We start from the raw sequence: 15,756 nt of genomic DNA on the forward strand, positions 1-15,756 counted from the left end.
TTTTCTGCTGAAACTTAGCACAATCATTAAAGTTATGTTCTAAAAGCCAACAAAGTTTAAGAAAAGAGCCTACATAAACAAAAAATACGGACGTAATCAAAAAAATGAGACAATTAAAAAATGTAATGAAAGCACTTACAATAAAGATAGATCCAAGGACAACAACCTGGGAAAACATAAAAATAGAATCTGATCTTCCTTTAAGGAAGCGAGACAGCTGTCATTGGATTTTAGGTCATCATTATATATAAGGGGGAAGTTAAAAGATGAAGGCTAAAAAGAAAATTTTTGCAGTGCTATCAAGTGCCACGTTATTCGCTGGAATTCTAGCAGGCTGCAGCAGCAACGACAGTGCTTCAGGAGACAAAGAAGAAGATTCAGGACAAGTTACGCTAACCATCCTCGTCGATAACCAAACGAATTTGGATGGGATGAAGGCGGTAACAGATACGATTGAAGAGAAATATGACATCAAAACAGAATATGAATTACGTCCAGGTGGGGGAGAAGGAGATAATCTCGTTAAGACACGTTTAGCGACTGGAGACATGACGGACTTAATGGCGTATAACTCAGGTTCTCTTTTCCAAGCATTGAACCCTGAACAGAACTTTTTAGATATTTCAGAAGAGCCTTTTGTAGAAACCATTATGGATGATGCAAAGGATGCCTTGTCTTCAAATGGGAAGGTTTATGGGATTCCATCGACAAGCTTTATGGCAGGAGGCTGGTTCTACAATAAGGAGATTTATGAAGAGCTAGGCCTATCTGTTCCGAAAACATGGGATGAGCTAATGTCCAATAATGAAAAGATAAAAGAAGCTGGAAAAACAGCGGTGATTGGTTCATACAAAGACTCTTGGACAGCACAAGTTATCGTACTTGCAGATAATTACAATGTGCTTCAACAACACCCAACGTTTGCAGAGGATTTCACAGCAAATAAAGCAAAGATTGCAGAGACTCCAGGTGCTCTTCGAAGTTTTGAAAAGTTAGCTGAAGTGTTTGATGCAGGGTACTTAAATGAAGATTTCCTCGCTACTGGTTATGAAGCTGGATTACAGAAGTTAGCTGAAGGAGAAGGGGCGCACTACCCAATGTTAAGTTTCGCTCTTCCTATGTTATCAGCGAATTATGCTGAGGAATTAGATAATATTGGATTCTTCCCTCAACCAGGTGATAGTGCAGATGAGAACGGATTAACAGTCTGGGTACCAGGTGGTGTTTATATTAACAAAAACACTGAGCATCCAGAAGAAGCAAAGAAATGGATGGAATTCTTCGTATCGCAGGAAGGTATTGATCTCTACAACGAAAAGATTAAGCCACAAGGACCTCCAGCTGTTAAAGGAGTGGAGCTTTCAGATGATGTGTATGGTGCAGTTAAAGATATGATTCCATTCTTCGAGTCTGGTAAAACAGCGCCTGCTCTTGAATTCTTAAGCCCAGTAAAAGGTCCAAACCTTCCACAAATCGCTGTTGAAGTAGGAAGTGGAATTTCAAAAGCAAAAGCTGGAGCAGAATTATATGACAAAGACGTTGAGAAGCAAGCAAAACAACTAGGCCTTGAAGGCTGGTAATCAGCTGGTTTACCTGAAAAAAGGCCCTGTCAATGCGACAGGGCTGATTTTCTAACCAGACTAGAAAAGGGGAATACATTATGACAAAGCTTACCAATCGCTCGTACACGTATTACTTCTTATTGCCCGCAGGAATTATTTACTTCGTATTTTTCCTACTGCCCACGATCATGTCGTTTTTCTTTAGTATGACATGGTGGACCCTCACGGATTGGAAGTTTATCGGTCTCGAAAATTTCATCACATTTTTAACCGAACCATCACTGAATATTGGTTTTAAAAATACCATCATATACGCGGTTGTAACCTGTTCACTGAAGGTAATATTAGGCCTTTTACTTGGTGTATTCTTAAGTCAAAAGCTAAAAACAATCGGCTTTGTAAGGTCAATGGTATTCTTTCCAACCCTTTTAAGTACGATCGCTGTAGGGATGGCGTTTGCGATGATGATGCATCCTACTCAAGGTCTAATTAATACTTCGTTAAAGATTGTAGGAATTACAGGACCAGATTGGTTAGGAGACACGACCATTGCTCTACTATCCGTTGCATTAGTAGATGTATGGAAAGGGGTAGGGATGGCAACGGTTATCTTTATCGCAGGAATTATGTCTATTCCAGAGGACTATTATGAAGCACTAGCGATTGATGGTGGGAACTCATTTCATAAGTTTTGGAATATCATTGTTCCATTAAGCAGACCAGCAATGAACTCTGTTATTATTCTAGCTTTTATCGGTGGGTTACGTTCGTTTGATTTAGTGTGGGCAATGACTAAGGGAGGCCCAGGGTTTAGTACCGACTTAATTGCTTCTATTATATATAAGCAATACCAAGGTGGCTTTTATGGTCTCTCCACAGCAGGAAACGTCATATTATTCATTGTTGTATCTGTTCTTGCCTTCCCGTTATATGCATTCTTGAATAAGAAAGAGGTGGACTTATAATGAGTGAAACGCAGATCGCAGTAAAAGCTGAGGCACCATTTCGGACCAAGCATACAAGAAAGAGAAAATCAGTAAGGAAGTTATTTAGTGAGATCTTAGCGATCATCCTTTCCTTAATTATCTTTGGAGTTCCTTTTTACTTTGTTATTGTTAATGCGAGTAAGGATACGAAAGAGTCCTCTCTCTTAAATATGGACCTTCCAAGCTCGTTTCAACTTATGGAAAATATTCAGGCGGTTATGGCTGCTCAGAATGGAATGATCGTAAGAGCTTTCTTCAATAGTATGATGATCACTGGTTTTTCGATTGCCATTCTCATCTTAGTAGGGGCCATGGCGGGATATGTGCTCCAACGTCGAACGAGCAAAATGTCACCATTCTTCAATTTCTTGATTTTAGCAGGACTTATTATTCCACCAGCCATCGTACCAACGATCTGGGTTCTTGATGGAATCGGATTATTTAAAACGATGCCGGGCATTATTTTAGTAGAGGTAGCACTTAACTTACCGTTTACCATCTTGCTTTATAAAGGATTTATGGCAACACTTCCAAAAGAACTTGATGAAGCGGCACTGATTGATGGCTGTGGAAGAATGCGCTTGTTCTTTAGCATTATCTTGCCATTGTTAAAACCGGTTTCAGCAACCGTCATCGTACTAACAGCTGTTGGAGTGTATAACGATTTTGTTAACCCGTTATACTTCTTCCCGGGTGCTGAAAATGCCACTTTACAGTTAACGCTCTATAACTTCTCAAGCATGTACAATACGCAATGGAACTTGTTATTTACAAACATTCTATTAATCTCGATTCCACCACTTATCTTGTTTATTTTCTTCAATAAGAAGATTGTAGCAGGTATGACCGCAGGAGCTGTTAAGTAGAAAGATGCTGAAAAACAAATCTAACTTATCCAACAGAATGTGACGGATTAGTGGGGTTTGTTTTTTTATAAAGAGGAGGAAAAAGAATGACAGGACTTATTGTGACAAATCTGACATGCGAGTATCGGAAAAATCCTATAGGGATAGATGTGAAAAATCCAAAATTCAGCTGGCAGCTGGAATCTGATCGGCGTGCTACGTTTCAGACGGCATATCAGGTACAAGTATCAACCACTAAAAACTTTGAAAAAAGTATTTGGGATACAGGAAAAGTAGAATCCGATCAATCCATCCAACTAATGTATACAGGTCCGATTCAGTCTCGAACCCTATACTTTACTCGAGTCAAAGTGTGGGATAACTACAATCGGGAATCGGATTGGAGTGAGGTCTCTAGTTGGGAAACGGCTTTCCTTGATCAAAATGAGTGGGAAGCTAGCTGGATTACTCCAGACGAAACGAAGATGGACCCTCAATCAGAGGAGATTTTTCAACTAAGAAAAGCATTTACCTTGGAAAAAGATATTGCATCCGCACGAGTGTATGCGACAGCCGCTGGATTATATGAGGCGTATATTAATGGAAAGAAAATGACCGAAGACCTTCTCACACCTGGCTGGACGAGTTACAAAACCCGCTTACAGTATCAAACGTATGATGTAACCAAGCTATTTTCAGAAGGAGAAAATGTGGTTGGTGTGCTGCTAGCGGATGGCTGGTATAAAGGAAATTTAGGCTGGAGTAATAAAAGAGACATCTTTGGAGACCGACGGGCACTGTTACTGCAGCTTCATGTCCGTTATGTGGATGGGTCAGAAGAAGTCATCGGTACGGACTCCTCTTGGAAGGCTTCCACAGGACCGATTTTGTCTTCTGAGTTGTATCATGGTGAGACGTATGATGCACGGTTAGAAGATCAGGGCTGGTTCCAGTCAGGATTTAATGATACGGGTTGGGAGAACTGCACATGCTTAGACCTCTCTTTTTCTCACCTAATTGCGCAAGAAAACTGGCCAACTAGAGTAACTGAAACGATTCGTCCAGTGGAGGTGTTTGTCACACCTGCAGGAGACACCGTACTAGATATGGGCCAAAACATGGTCGGGCGTATTCGCTTCACCGTGGAAGCCCAGAAAGGAACGGTCATTACATTAGAACATGCAGAGGTTTTAGATAAGAACGGCAATATTTACTTCGGGAATTTACGAAAAGCAAAGCAGAGGGTGACCTATATGGCAAAAGGCGAAGGAGTGGAAACTTATGCCCCACACTTCACTTTCCAAGGCTTTCGTTATGTGAAAGTTCAAGGTTATCCGAATCAAGAAAATGGGTTGAATCTAGACCATTTCATCGGAGAGGTCATTCACTCGGATATGCCAGCAACGGGCGAATTTACTTGTTCCGATCCACTCGTGAATCAACTTCAGAAAAATATAGTCTGGGGACAAAGAGGGAATTTTGTTGATGTTCCGACTGATTGCCCGCAAAGGGACGAAAGATTAGGCTGGACGGGGGATGCCCAAGTCTTTATACGAACAGCACTTTATAACTACCAAGGGGCTCCATTTTTCAAAAAATGGTTAAGAGATCTGAAGGCAGATCAGCTAGAGGATGGAGGTGTTCCGTTTGTCATTCCGGATTTGCCAAACTTAATGGGTGGAAATTCCTCTTCCGCTGCTTGGGGAGATGCGGCGACCGTTTGTCCTTGGACCGTGTATAAGGTGTATGGCGATAAGAGCGTGCTTAAAGATCAATACGACAGCATGAAAGCGTGGGTCGAATACATTCGTAAACAAGGGGAGAACGAATTCTTATGGAATACGGGCTTTCACTTTGGAGACTGGCTTGGCTTGGATGCAAAGGAAAACAGCTATGTCGGGGCCACTCCGAGAGACTTCATCGCAACCGCTTTTTATGCCCACTCGACAAGGATTTTAAGAGACAGTGCCATTGTATTGGAAAAGTATGAGGACGCAGCTGAATATAGCAGTCTATTAAAAAAGATAAAAGAGACGTTTGTCCGAGAGTTTATCTCTCCAACTGGACGACTCGCCTCTCCTACTCAAACCGCACATGTACTTGCTCTTGCCTTTGACTTAGTAGAGGGTGAAACGAGGAAACGAGTGGCTTCAGATTTAAATAATCTAGTCATCGAAAATGACTACCATTTAACAACAGGGTTTGTTGGCACGCCATATCTATGCTTTGCCTTATCTGAAAATGGATACCATGATACCGCTATGAAACTATTACTTCAAGATAACTATCCATCATGGCTTTACTCAGTGAAAAAAGGGGCGACCACCATTTGGGAGCACTGGGATAGCATCAAGCCTGATGGTAGCTTTTGGAGTGATGATATGAACTCTTTTAATCACTATGCATATGGAGCCATTGGTGATTGGATGTACCGTAGAGTAGCCGGACTAGATATGGATGAAAGTGATGTGGCCTATAAAAAGATTCTGATTCGTCCTCAATTTGCGGGTGGGAAGTTGACGCATGCTAGAGCTGAGCACCAGTCCATGTATGGGAAAATCGTCTCTTCATGGGAATGGAATAAGGAGAAAATAAGCGTTCAAGTAGAAATTCCTGCGAATACGACTGCGACCATTGTGTTACCGAATGTTCATAGTGAGGATCTAGCGGAAAATAACGTGGAAGTCGTCTATAAGGAGGGAGTAGTACAGGTTGAAAATCAGGACGGGAATGTTCGAATAGAAGTCCGTTCTGGCGTATATACCTTTACGTATCCAAACCAAATGGGAAGCTTAGATCTATTTACGAAGGATTCAAGAGTGCTAGACCTACTTTCCTCTTCAAAAGCAATGGAAGTACTAGAGAAGCACAGTCCTGGAATCTCAGAAAAAATTGGACCTTTTTCACATATGAAGGCCTATACTCTAACTCGTTTTTCCAAGGAACCAACTATTCAACTAAAAGATGTAGATTTAATCATTCAAGAAATCAATGAAGCTAGTTTAGCCGGAAAAAAGGAGAGTAATCATGAGTACTCAAAAGCTTAAGAATCATGTCGTTGTAAAAAATGAAGCCTTTATTGAAGAAGCTCACCGATTGAAGCCATTATTAAAAAGCAGTGTGGTAAAGCCGACGGCGCTCGTTCATGTGGTTCCTGATCGAGATGTCATGCATGGATGGAAGGTGGAGCATGCATCTTCCATTGATGAATTACAACAACAAGAATACAAGAAAGGTGATTCCTTTATCGTTGATTTTAAGGACCATCAAGTGGGGTATCTAACCTTTCGTGTTCGTCCTGAGGGAAGCCCTCCGGATGCCCCGCTAAAACTGAAGCTAACGATTGGAGAAATGCCAGTAGAAATGGGCGAACCATTTGAAAATTATGATGGCTGGTTAAGTAGTGCTTGGCTACAGGAGGAGACCGTTTTTGTAGATGTCTTGCCAGCAACGATTGCTCTTCCACGCAGATATGCTTTTAGATACGTGAAGTTTGAGGTCCAAGCCACCTCGCAAAAATACCAAGTTATGTTCGAAGATATTGAATGTAGGGCCGTCACGTCGGCTGATTTGGATGCGGTGGAAGTGTTAGGTCATTCAGACTCTATGCTACAAAAAATTGATGAAGTAAGTATTAAAACACTAGCCGATTGTATGCAGGATGTGTTTGAAGATGGACCGAAGCGTGACCGCCGTCTTTGGTTAGGAGATTTACGTTTGCAGGCTCTAGCAAACTATGAAACGTTTGGGACGAATGAGTTAGTAAAAAGATGTTTATATCTTTTTGCCGGTGTGCCGAATGATCAGGGAAAGGTGTCAGCCAATGTATTTATTGAGCCGCAGTTGATTGCAGATGATACCTTTTTGTTTGACTACTCTCTTTTCTTCTTATCATCATTGCACGATTACTATCTGGCAACAAGAGACAAAGAAACGTTAAAAGAATTATGGCCTACTGCGTACCGTCAAGTGGAACTGGCTCTTGAAAGATTAGATGAAAATGATATTTTAGTAGATTCTTCAGAGTGGTGGTCCTTTATCGATTGGCAGCAAGGCTTAAATAAGCAAACTCCTTCTCAAGCCATTTTAATTTATACGTTGAAACAAGCCATCTTTTTAGCGGAAGAACTGAATGTGTCGGAAAAGGAAATTGTTGCTACCCGTTTAGAGGAGATTGTTCATGCAACGAAGAAGTATTTATGGGATGAAGAACAACAGTTTTTTGTTAGTGGGCAAGATCGACAAGTATCATGGGCAAGTCAAATCTGGATGGTATTAGCTGGTGTCGTAACAGAGGAAGAAAGCAAGCAATTGATGAAGCACTTGTTGGAGGTGAAACCAGAGATAGGAATCGCCACTCCATATATGTATCATCACTTTATTGAAGCGTTACTGATTGCTGGAGAAAAAGAGCTAGCCATCTCTGAGATGAAAACCTACTGGGGTGGAATGATCGAAGATGGTGCAGATACCTTTTGGGAGCTTTATGACCCGAACGACAAGGAATTTTCACCATACGGAAGTCATTTGATCAACAGTTATTGCCATGCTTGGAGCTGCACACCAACATACTTAATTCGAAAATACCATCTATAAGTTCGTTGGCTGAAGGAGAATAAGAATGAAAAAGTATATTGCTTTTGACGTCGGTGGAACAAAGGTAAAGCACGGTATTGTTCTGGAGGACGGAACGATTGTTACAAAAGGGAGCTACTCGACTACCTGTGATGACCTAGAGGTTTTTTTGGTCGATATGGTCAAAACGATTATGGAATATAAAGAGACTTATGAAGTGGAAGGTGTCGCCATTAGCCTTCCGGGCTTCATTAATCCAAGCACCGGTTTTGCTGAGAGAGCAGGAGCCATTACAGCTTTGGACCAAAAAAATCTAAAGGAGCTCCTTGAAGCTAGGGTTCCTTTACGAGTGGAGATTGAGAATGATGGAAATTGCTCAGCGTTAGCGGAAAGATGGAGTGGAAATGCCGTGGGCTGTAATGACTTCATTTGCTATACGATCGGCACAGGAATTGGCGGGGGGATCATGGTGAATGGAAAGATCGTCCACGGTCATACGTTCCGCGGTGGTGAATTTGGCTTTATGCTAACGAAAGCAGATGAAAAGGGGAAGGAAATGCTTCATACCAACTCTTCTACCGCTAGTCTGATCAAAAGGTATAGAGAGTATAAGGGCTTGGAAGCGGATGTAAAGGTTGAGGGAGAGTCCATTTTTTCCGAGGCTGCTGAAAATAAAGAGGTAGACCAATTAATTCATGACTGGTTGGAGCATATTAGTTACGGACTCTTTAATTTGGCAGTGACTCTAAATCCACAGAAGATCCTAATTGGTGGGGGAGTAAGTGCAAGAGAAGGGCTGATTGAACAAATCCAAGAAAAGCTAGAAGAACTTGAGTGGTGGAAGTTTTTAAAAGTGGAAATTGCTCCATGCAAACATAGAAATGATGCCGGGATGATTGGTGCGGTGTATCATTTTATGAACAAATAAATGGAACAAGAAGGGACATATGCATGAGCATACGTCCCATTTTTTAAGTGATTATTAGTGGCCCGTGTCAAAGTTCTCTGCCATCTCTAAGTTGTTCATATAGGCAGCCATGGCCAATTCATACCTCACCTTTTTGCTTGCTTCAACGAGATCCTCTTCCTTCACAAGTCCGGATATGGAGTACCTGTGACCCCTGTAATCAACGTTTAGTTCGGTGATTTGGTTAAATTTGAAGCTCTCCACAGGAACACCTTGCTCATCCTTCAATAAGAATTCTCCGTATTTCTCGTTGCAGGTTTGTGCCACTTCCTCCATGACTTTAAAAGCGTCGTCCGGATTTTGATTGTAGCTGAGAACAAGGCTTTCGTTCACCCGGCGCCTTCCCCTGCTCCCGTTATGTAGTTCATTGATGTTGCTATAGGAAACCGAATAAAGGTAACCATCAAACTGGCGAATCTTCAGGTGGCGCATGCTGATTTCCTCGATTTTCCCCTGATGATTTCCATTGATGATCACATAATCCCCGTGATGAATCTGACGTTCAAACAAGTAAGTCAGCCCCATAATATAATCCCGGATGATATGCTGGAAAATCAATGCCAGGGCACCGGCCACCACTACCGAACCAGTAATAAGCCTAGTCAGGTTAAAGAAAGGGCTGAGCACATAAATAAAGAAGAACAACAGTCCCATTAACTTTGTTACCTAGTTCGCGAAATGCATCAATGTCTCTTCTCGCTTTTCATCCAAGAAGCTCGTTTTGTCAAAGAAAAGCTTGATGGATTTACGAATCAAATAGACGGTGAGTATAATCAGCAAGGCCACTATTAAAATCCTTACGGGCAATTGCTTGAACAGTTCTAAGGAAAACATTTTATCAATCCTCCACTTCTTTTACTATACCAAAGGAATGTGGAAAAGGAGAAAAAATACCTTTCCCAAATGGATGGGAATCATATCGTATTTCTCCAAGTAGTTTTTGAAAACGATTTATTTTTAAACTAAAATGCATATATACTTAAACCATTAGAGTAATAACAATTAGGGGGAATGAATATGACAAAGGGAAATGCCATCAGTAATAATAAGGAATTGTCACTAGAACAACGTGAAGACTTATTAAAAGTATTGAAAGCCCGTTTTGAAAAAAACATAAACCGCCACGAAGGTCTCGAATGGTATAAAATCCAAGCAAAGCTAGAAGTGAATACGGAAAAACTGTGGTCGCTTAATGAAATGGAAAGAACCGGCGGTGAACCGGATGTTGTTGGTTATGATAAGGAGAAGGACGAATACATTTTTTATGATTGTTCAGCGGAAAGTCCTAAAGGTCGCAGAAGTGTTTGTTACGACCTTGAAGCATTGGAGTCAAGGAAAAATCATAAACCTGAAAATAACGCATCCGATATGGCATCTGCCATGGGCATTGAACTATTAACAGAGGAACAATATCGAGAGTTGCAGAAGCTTGGAAATTTTGATTTGAAAACATCGAGTTGGGTACAAACACCCTCTGCTATTAGAGAACTAGGTGGGGCCCTTTTTTGCGACTGTCGCTTCGGTCATGTTTTCCTGTATCATAACGGTGCCGAATCTTACTATGCTGCCAGAGGATTCCGCGGCTCGCTGAGAGTCTAAATTTTGCACAGAATATTGTTTAGTGTTAGTGGAGTTTAGTTGAGAAGAGAAAGGTGAGATGAGAGTGGGACAAATTAAAATTTACGGTGTAAAGACAAGGTTACATCCAATTAAGGAAACATTATCGAATGTTATTCATTCGTGTATGGTAGAAGCACTTGAGCTTCCTTTGGATAAGAAATTTCACCGTTTTTTTCCTATGGACAAAGAAGATTTTTATTTTTCAAACGGAAGAACGGATGCATATACCATAATTGAGGTTAGTATGTTTGAGGGGCGAACGGTAGAAGCTAAAAAACAGCTGATCAATCTGCTTTTTGAACGCATAAACAGCCAATTGAATATCTCTCCTCAAGATGTCGAGATAACCATTTTTGAAACACCGAAACATAACTGGGGAATAAGAGGGCTACCTGGCGATGAGTTAGCGTTAAATTATAAAGTGAATGTATGAGAGAAGAAGTGGTCTATTATTGGCCACTTTTTCTTATTCGATAAACGGTGCAGTTGAATAATCACCTTCAGCCCTTATTAAGTAATCGGGCCATTTAATGGAATAAGAGTTTATAATAATAACCCTTTATGCTTTCGAACAAGGATAGTTTTGCCTTGTTCGAAAGCATTTACAAAAAGTAGTTTTGAGGATTTTTTAATGCACTTGCAATTTTCCTAATTCCTTCTTCAATTCGATGGGCGTCAACATTTGAAACATTCAACTTCAAAATCCGTTCGTGGTAAAAGTCATCTAGATAATTTCTTTCAACTGAATCCAGATATATGCCTTCTTCATGCAAATGATAAACAAATGATTTCAAATTCACGTGCTTGGGCAACTTAATATGACTATGCATTACTATTTCTGATGATGATTCGTACGTAGATAAATGATCTTGTTTTGATTGTTGCAGAATTTTCGCACGTGCATGATAGATGTTACTGACTTTCATTTTATTATGTTCAAACATACCATTTTTCAAATAGAGATATAATGCGGCTTGTGAAATCATAGAGCTGTCGATATCCGTTGTCATTTTGTATTTTTGAAAAATATCAATAATTGAAGAAGGAAGAACAGCCAATCCAACTCTTAACCCAGGAAACATAATTTTTGAAAAACTTTTTAAATAGATGACTTTATCGTGGTAATCATCAGCAAAAAGAGGATCGTTCTTCGGGTTGTATTCAAAATCTGCTAAATAGTCATCTTCTACAATGTATACATTATATTGGTCTGCTAACTGTAAAATAGCCTCTTTTTCTTTTTTACTGTATGAAGATCCTAAAGGATTATGGAAGCGTGGCATTGTATAAAAGAATTTAATATCTTCTTCATGAAATATTTGTTCTAGTCGACCTAAATCAATACCTTTCGCGGTACGTTCAATTCCTATTGCTGGCAGCCGTAAGGTTTTCAGCAGTTCCATATATAAATGATAGCTAGGTTGTTCAACTAGAATGGTGGAACGATTATTTGGAAAGGGCATCATACTTACTAAAGAAAGAGCCTGTTGAACACCCGTAGTGATGAATATCTGTTCGTTATGCGTGAATACTTGGTAAGATTCTAACAGTTTTTTAGCTTCTGCTATGAGTGGCGGCCAACCTTTTGGCGTTCCGTAGAGAAATAGTTCTTCTTGATAGGTATCAATTGCTTTATTTATGCAGTGTTGAAATTCTTTATAAGGAAATGCATGCCAAGTAGGAGATGCGCTGGCAAAGTCAATTATGTCAGTGGACAATGGTGTTTTGAAGACCTGATTATCCACAACATAATAACCACTTTTCTGTAGGGCATATATAATATGTTGCTCCTCCAATTTTTTTAAAGCGGTCAATACCGTGGTTTTACTACAAGAATATTGTTTTGTTAAATTTCGAATGGATGGTAATTTTGCACCGGTCGAAAATTCACCAGACTGAATTTGCAACATAAGTGATTGATAGATTGATTCATATTTAAGCATCATAAACCTCTTTGCACATCTGTATCGGTACAGATGTGTATTTTTTATATCGTAAAGGTTATTAGTATCTCTTACTATAATGGTACCGGCTGGATCAATATAAGGGGGTAATCAAAATAATTGAAAATAGAAATGCATATTTCGCAGCAACCATCTATGCAATCATTATCGGATTGTCATTTATGTTTGTTAAAGTGACATTAACAGTTGCAACACCATTAGATACATTGGCTCATCGGTTTACCATTGCATGGATCGCTGCCACAGTGTTGTTCGTGTTAAAAAAAGAATCGATCAAAGTAACAAAAAAGGATGTACTACGGATTGCATTGTTAGCTATCTTATATCCGACACTCTTTTTTGCTTTTCAAGTATTTGGGTTAGTGCATACATCTTCGTCGGAAGCTGGTATTATTCAAGCAACAATACCAATTTTTACGTTAATTTTTGCAAGTATCATTTTAAAGGAAACATCTACACGTAGTCAAAAAATAGCGATTGGTTTATCTGTACTCGGTGTGATGTATATTATGTATATGAACGGGGCAGGGAGCACAAATACAAGTCTCCTTGGGAGTGGTTTCATTTTACTTTCAGCACTTACCGCCTCACTATACAACGTATTTGCCAGAAAGTTAACACAACGCTATTCGTTATTCACTATCACATATTTCATGACCTTGTTTGGGTTTATAGCTTTTAATGGACTGGCACTGACAAACCGTATAATGAATGGAACAGTCCATCAATTTATGCAACCTTTTGGACACTGGGATTTTGTTCTTGCCATTTTATATTTAGGTATCCTATCGTCTTTAGGAACGTCCTATCTTTCCAACTATGCTTTATCAAAAATAGCCGCATCGAAAATGAGTGTTTTCAGTAATTTTGCTACGCTCATTACCATTTTAGCAGGGGTCATTGTTTTAAAAGAGGAATTTCATTTATACCACATAACAGGATCAATTATCATTATCATCGGTGTTGTGGGTACAAACTATTTTGGTGCAAGGGGCAAATCAAATGAAAAAATATAGGGTCGTTTAGTAAGGAAAACCTGATTGAATTGTTAAAGAGTGTGGTAAATAAAACAAATGAATATACTCATCAACAGATCTGTAATTGGTGTGATATGTATTATATGAATGGATATAGACTAGATGATGAGAAGCTATACGGCATTTTAGAGGATATTTCAGCACAATGGGATTTATATTTAGCTAACACTTTCTCGCTTATGAAACTACAACAGATGAATTTTTCTAAAGTAAAACTCCCCATTGAATGGTTCGAGGTATGGTTAAAAGAATTAACTTAAATACTTTTTGATTGTACTCCGGCTAAAGGGGGGGCATTGATCCAAGAGGGATTCATGCTATTTAGTATGGAAGTTCTTATTGTAGAAAAGGGAGGTTAGTGTAAGAATGGTTTCAAAGAAGAGAAAATTAATGAGCAAAGAGCATTAATCTGATAAGGGTTAGTGTTTTTTCTATTTATAAAAAAGTTCTCCAAAAAATTAATAATAAGTAAAACTTTTGGTAGAGTTATACGTCTAAATACTGTATTTAAAGAAAAAGGAGGTTAATCTGTGGAAAGTGACAAAAGTAAGGTTGTCCAAGATTGGTACGATACATATAATGAACCTATTTTTAAGTTTATATTTATGATGATTCAAGACTACCAGCAAGCCGAAGATTTGAGACACGAGACATTTATAAAGGCGTTTGTTAACTATGATTCTTTTAAACATCATTCTAGTCCTAAAACATGGTTATATAGTATTGCGCATAATGTAACAGTTGATTTCATACGGAAAAGGAAACCTTTGACCATGATAAAAGAAGTTCTCTTGTTAAAAAAGGATGAAGCACCTATGCCTTGTGAGCTAGTTCAGATTAGGGAAACTTCTATAGAGTTATACAGAGTCTTGGGGACTTTGAAGGAGTCTTATAGGAAGGTGATCATTCTTCGAAAGGTAAAGGGTTTTTCGATTTATGAGACGGCAATGATACTAGGATGGTCGGAAAGCAAAGTAAAATCAACTCTGTTTCGAGCAATTCAGGCTTTTGAGAAAGAAATGCTTAAGGAGGGATTGTTGAATGAAAAAACAGTATGATAGTAGTCAATTTGATTTTGCACTAAAACGACTAGAATCAGATATGAACTGGAAGAAAGCTAATGACCATATTTTAAAACAGAAGCTTATTAGGGATCTTAATAAAAGGAAAGCTAATGCAAAATTCAAAAAAACTTTGGGTACTTTCTATAGAGGAAGTATTGTAATAGTTGTTTCGTTAATTGTATTCATAATGTTAAATCAGGAGACAGTACTAAATCAAAAATCTTCTTCAGAAATGACCGACTCTTCTATTGATAAGGGTTATAAAAGAGATAAAGAGAGTACGACAGGGGAATCGCAGGAACAATCCGATGTTTCTGTTCAAACCGTGGTAGAAAATATGGTGGGGACACCAGAGCAGGCAAAGGCTAATTTAGGAATGGATAAAGAAGAATATGAGAGACTTCGAAACGAAGTGGCAGTGGCGAAAAAATTTCTAACAAAAGAGGAGTTTGAGAACCAGTATATCCCACTAACAAGCAAAATTGTCGCTCTAGATGGAAAAGCAAATGTTTACAGAGATCCAGAATATCCGCATAGTCTAGATTTACTTACTGCAGAGGAAAAGGTAGAGGTAAAAGAAGCTGCTAAAGCAATCACACCAACAAGAGAAAAGTTTTATTCTCTTTTTGTATACACACAGGAAAAGGCTCAGAGCTTAGTTGAATTCCCTATCAAAAAACCTACTTATACACCTGAAGGCTATCAACTAGTGAATGAAGATCACAGAGCTGAGATTACTACCGGAAAACCGGAACCAGTTATAAGTTGGCAATATACTGCAGAGGATGAGGGTGTGTATTATGTTTATTTAGCGGCAGCTTCAGTTGAGCACCCTGCACTGTCCTCTAAGGGCTATAATTTGGAGGCCTATATGCTCGAAGGGAAGGAAGTGTTCTTCGGTCATTTTACTGGATCCAATACAAAGATGATGAAGATGACCGTTCCTGCAAAAGACGGTAATGAAGCTTATCAGATTGTTATACAAGATAGTATGTTAAACAAAGAGGAATTAGAAAAAATTTTGCTATCAATGTTGTAATAATAAAAGGTCTTAAGATAGTAGTTCTTCTTGGGACCTTTTATGTATATTTTTAAGTTTGTGAAGATATTTACTTAAAGAAAAGGGCATTAATCCT

General features: G+C 39.2%; 14 protein-coding genes. 12 read left to right on the forward strand and 2 right to left on the reverse strand.

Annotation, left to right across the window (positions count from 1 at the left end; genetic code table 11):
- Window positions 1–266 precede the first annotated feature (266 nt).
- The 6 genes from ACRX5O_RS18865 to ACRX5O_RS18890 all read left to right on the forward strand — a co-directional run bounded on the left by ACRX5O_RS18865 (window position 267) and on the right by ACRX5O_RS18890 (window position 8,896).
- Complete coding sequence (locus ACRX5O_RS18865; protein ID WP_433907372.1) at window positions 267–1,580, forward strand: ABC transporter substrate-binding protein; 1,314 nt, start codon at window positions 267–269, stop codon at window positions 1,578–1,580.
- Between the two features lie 80 nt (window positions 1,581–1,660).
- On the forward strand, window positions 1,661–2,527 hold the full coding sequence (locus tag ACRX5O_RS18870; RefSeq protein ID WP_433907373.1) for a carbohydrate ABC transporter permease: 867 nt from the start codon (window positions 1,661–1,663) through the stop codon (window positions 2,525–2,527).
- On the forward strand, window positions 2,527–3,414 hold the full coding sequence (locus ACRX5O_RS18875; RefSeq protein ID WP_433907374.1) for a carbohydrate ABC transporter permease: 888 nt from the start codon (window positions 2,527–2,529) through the stop codon (window positions 3,412–3,414). Before ACRX5O_RS18870 ends, ACRX5O_RS18875 begins: the two co-directional genes overlap by 1 nt.
- A gap of 86 nt (window positions 3,415–3,500) precedes the next feature.
- Window positions 3,501–6,440, forward strand: coding sequence for a family 78 glycoside hydrolase catalytic domain (locus tag ACRX5O_RS18880; RefSeq protein ID WP_433907375.1), 2,940 nt, complete (start codon window positions 3,501–3,503; stop codon window positions 6,438–6,440).
- The gene (locus ACRX5O_RS18885; RefSeq protein WP_433907376.1) at window positions 6,421–7,989 is read left to right on the forward strand and encodes an alpha-L-rhamnosidase-related protein; all 1,569 of its coding nucleotides are present in this window, start codon (window positions 6,421–6,423) and stop codon (window positions 7,987–7,989) included. The genes ACRX5O_RS18880 and ACRX5O_RS18885 overlap by 20 nt, the downstream gene beginning before the upstream one ends.
- Before the next feature lie 25 nt (window positions 7,990–8,014).
- On the forward strand, window positions 8,015–8,896 hold the full coding sequence (locus ACRX5O_RS18890) for an ROK family protein (RefSeq protein ID WP_433907377.1): 882 nt from the start codon (window positions 8,015–8,017) through the stop codon (window positions 8,894–8,896).
- Between the two features lie 54 nt (window positions 8,897–8,950).
- On the opposite strand, the gene ACRX5O_RS18895 is transcribed toward ACRX5O_RS18890, so the two are convergent.
- Window positions 8,951–9,589, reverse strand: coding sequence for a mechanosensitive ion channel family protein (locus tag ACRX5O_RS18895; protein WP_433907378.1), 639 nt, complete (start codon window positions 9,587–9,589; stop codon window positions 8,951–8,953).
- Between the two features lie 363 nt (window positions 9,590–9,952).
- Between ACRX5O_RS18895 and ACRX5O_RS18900 the strand changes: the two genes are divergently transcribed.
- Together ACRX5O_RS18900 and ACRX5O_RS18905 are read left to right on the forward strand one after the other, a co-directional pair.
- Window positions 9,953–10,534 carry a DUF4256 domain-containing protein gene (locus ACRX5O_RS18900; RefSeq protein WP_433907379.1) on the forward strand — a complete coding sequence of 194 codons (582 nt, stop codon included), beginning with the start codon at window positions 9,953–9,955 and terminating at the stop codon, window positions 10,532–10,534.
- 64 nt (window positions 10,535–10,598) lie between these two features.
- Entirely contained in the window at window positions 10,599–10,988 is a 390-nt protein-coding gene (locus ACRX5O_RS18905; RefSeq protein WP_433907380.1) for a tautomerase family protein, read from the forward strand.
- Between the two features lie 169 nt (window positions 10,989–11,157).
- On the opposite strand, the gene ACRX5O_RS18910 is transcribed toward ACRX5O_RS18905, so the two are convergent.
- Window positions 11,158–12,498 carry an aminotransferase-like domain-containing protein gene (locus tag ACRX5O_RS18910; protein ID WP_433907381.1) on the reverse strand — a complete coding sequence of 447 codons (1,341 nt, stop codon included), beginning with the start codon at window positions 12,496–12,498 and terminating at the stop codon, window positions 11,158–11,160.
- Between the two features lie 116 nt (window positions 12,499–12,614).
- Between ACRX5O_RS18910 and ACRX5O_RS18915 the strand changes: the two genes are divergently transcribed.
- The 4 genes from ACRX5O_RS18915 (at window position 12,615) to ACRX5O_RS18930 (ending at window position 15,659) form a co-directional block, all read left to right on the forward strand.
- Complete coding sequence (locus ACRX5O_RS18915) at window positions 12,615–13,535, forward strand: DMT family transporter (protein ID WP_433907424.1); 921 nt, start codon at window positions 12,615–12,617, stop codon at window positions 13,533–13,535.
- Window positions 13,536–13,564: 29 nt separating this feature from the next.
- The gene (locus ACRX5O_RS18920; RefSeq protein WP_433907382.1) at window positions 13,565–13,816 is read left to right on the forward strand and encodes a hypothetical protein; all 252 of its coding nucleotides are present in this window, start codon (window positions 13,565–13,567) and stop codon (window positions 13,814–13,816) included.
- A gap of 270 nt (window positions 13,817–14,086) precedes the next feature.
- On the forward strand, window positions 14,087–14,614 hold the full coding sequence (locus ACRX5O_RS18925) for an RNA polymerase sigma factor (RefSeq protein ID WP_433907383.1): 528 nt from the start codon (window positions 14,087–14,089) through the stop codon (window positions 14,612–14,614).
- Entirely contained in the window at window positions 14,598–15,659 is a 1,062-nt protein-coding gene (locus ACRX5O_RS18930) for a hypothetical protein (RefSeq protein WP_433907384.1), read from the forward strand. The genes ACRX5O_RS18925 and ACRX5O_RS18930 overlap by 17 nt, the downstream gene beginning before the upstream one ends.
- The last annotated feature ends 97 nt before the right edge of the window (window positions 15,660–15,756 follow it).

The organism is Robertmurraya mesotrionivorans (assembly GCF_050971805.1).
Classification (GTDB): domain Bacteria; phylum Bacillota; class Bacilli; order Bacillales; family Cytobacillaceae; genus Robertmurraya_A.

Bases quoted from the DNA above. Each gene is read 5' to 3' on its own strand.
- ACRX5O_RS18930 (WP_433907384.1), top strand. From the start codon at position 14,598: ATGAAAAAACAGTATGATAGTAGTCAATTTGATTTTGCACTAAAACGA.
- ACRX5O_RS18885 (WP_433907376.1), top strand. From the start codon at position 6,421: ATGAGTACTCAAAAGCTTAAGAATCATGTCGTTGTAAAAAATGAAGCC.
- ACRX5O_RS18865 (WP_433907372.1), top strand. From the start codon at position 267: ATGAAGGCTAAAAAGAAAATTTTTGCAGTGCTATCAAGTGCCACGTTA.
- ACRX5O_RS18910 (WP_433907381.1), bottom strand. From the start codon at position 12,498: ATGCTTAAATATGAATCAATCTATCAATCACTTATGTTGCAAATTCAG.
- ACRX5O_RS18870 (WP_433907373.1), top strand. From the start codon at position 1,661: ATGACAAAGCTTACCAATCGCTCGTACACGTATTACTTCTTATTGCCC.
- ACRX5O_RS18875 (WP_433907374.1), top strand. From the start codon at position 2,527: ATGAGTGAAACGCAGATCGCAGTAAAAGCTGAGGCACCATTTCGGACC.
- ACRX5O_RS18880 (WP_433907375.1), top strand. From the start codon at position 3,501: ATGACAGGACTTATTGTGACAAATCTGACATGCGAGTATCGGAAAAAT.
- ACRX5O_RS18900 (WP_433907379.1), top strand. From the start codon at position 9,953: ATGACAAAGGGAAATGCCATCAGTAATAATAAGGAATTGTCACTAGAA.
- ACRX5O_RS18895 (WP_433907378.1), bottom strand. From the start codon at position 9,589: ATGGGACTGTTGTTCTTCTTTATTTATGTGCTCAGCCCTTTCTTTAAC.
- ACRX5O_RS18890 (WP_433907377.1), top strand. From the start codon at position 8,015: ATGAAAAAGTATATTGCTTTTGACGTCGGTGGAACAAAGGTAAAGCAC.